Source organism: Aeromonas salmonicida subsp. salmonicida, from assembly GCF_001643305.1.
In the GTDB taxonomy this organism is placed as follows: Bacteria; Pseudomonadota; Gammaproteobacteria; order Enterobacterales; family Aeromonadaceae; genus Aeromonas; species Aeromonas salmonicida.
Genome location: NZ_LSGW01000105.1, coordinates 1 through 1,232 on the forward strand (window position 1 = coordinate 1; position 1,232 = coordinate 1,232).

Below are 1,232 nucleotides of genomic sequence, written 5' to 3' on the forward strand. Positions count from 1 at the left end.
TGAATCGCCCCTGGTTTTCTAGACACTCTGTTGCTGACAAATAAACTGCCTTTCAAACTCTACCGGCGACAGCCCATCATTGGAACCATGGCGCCTGATTGGGTTGTAAAACATTTCGATATAATCAAATACGTCGCTGCGGGCTTCGTCTCTTGTCGAGTAAATCCTGCGCTTGATCCGCTCCCGTTTGAGCAATTGAAAGAAGCTCTCGGCGACAGCATTGTCGTGGCAGTTACCACGTCGGCTCATACTGCAACTCAGGTTGTGGGCCTTCAGAAAGTCCTGCCATTCACCACCGGTAAACTGGCTGCCCTGATCCGAATGCACCAGTACCGGCTGCGTTGGCTTACGTCGCCAAACCGCCATCAATAACGCATCAACCGCCAAGCCTGCCGTCATGCGTGGCTTCATCGCCCAGCCGATGATCTGGCGAGAAAACAGATCGAGCACCACCGCCAGGTACAACCACCCTTCTTGAGTTCGGATGTAGGTAATGTCAGTCACCCAGGAGATGTTGGGGGCTGGCACCTTAAATTGACGTGCCAGCGTGTTTGGGGCAGCCTGTGGGCTCTTGCCTCCATAATGCCCCTTACGGCGTTGATAGCCAGTTTGCGAACGCAGCCCCTCCCGCCTCATTAATTTGGCCACACGGTGCTTGCCGCAGGCTTCCCCCAAGTCACATAGATCGCGATGGATCTTGCGATAACCGTAGACAGCACCACTTTCCAGCCAGGATTGCTTGACCAATCCGGTCAGCCGTTCATCCGCTTGCTGGCGTAACGATGCGGGCTGTTTCAGCCACGCGTAGAAGCCACTTCGGTGAACCCCCAGGGTCTGGCACAGGGTAACGACACTGTACCGGTCGAGTCGGGAGGTTATGAACGCGTACCTTTCCTTGACTCGCTGGCAAAGTACGCGGCGGCCTCCTTTAAAATGTTGCGCTCCTCAGTGACTTGGCGCAGTTCGGCTTTCAGACGGCGGATCTCGGCTTGTAAGGCTGACTCTTCGTGCTGCTGATCAGCGGGCTTACCGTACTGCTTGAGCCATGCATACAGGCTGTGGCTGGATACCCCGAGGGCTCGTGCTACGTCAGCCACCGGCCGGCCACGCTCGGTAATTTGTTTAACCGCTTCGATTTTGAATGTTTCTGGATAACGCTGACGGGTCATAACACCTCCAATAGTTGCCTCATTTTAAGGCTGTGAGGTGTCTAGGGAACTGGGGGCGATTCA

The 1,232-nt window shown here is 55.0% G+C and carries 1 protein-coding gene; it reads right to left on the minus strand.

Annotated features, from left to right (window positions below; translation table 11 throughout):
* Positions 1–18 precede the first annotated feature (18 nt).
* Positions 19–1,169, minus strand: a protein-coding gene (locus AXW79_RS20005) for an IS3-like element ISAs5 family transposase (protein ID WP_085941388.1) whose coding sequence is annotated in 2 segments (ribosomal slippage) — positions 19–941 and positions 941–1,169 — 1,152 coding nt in all. Because the reading frame shifts where the segments join, the coding sequence is not laid out codon by codon here.
* Positions 1,170–1,232 lie beyond the last annotated feature (63 nt).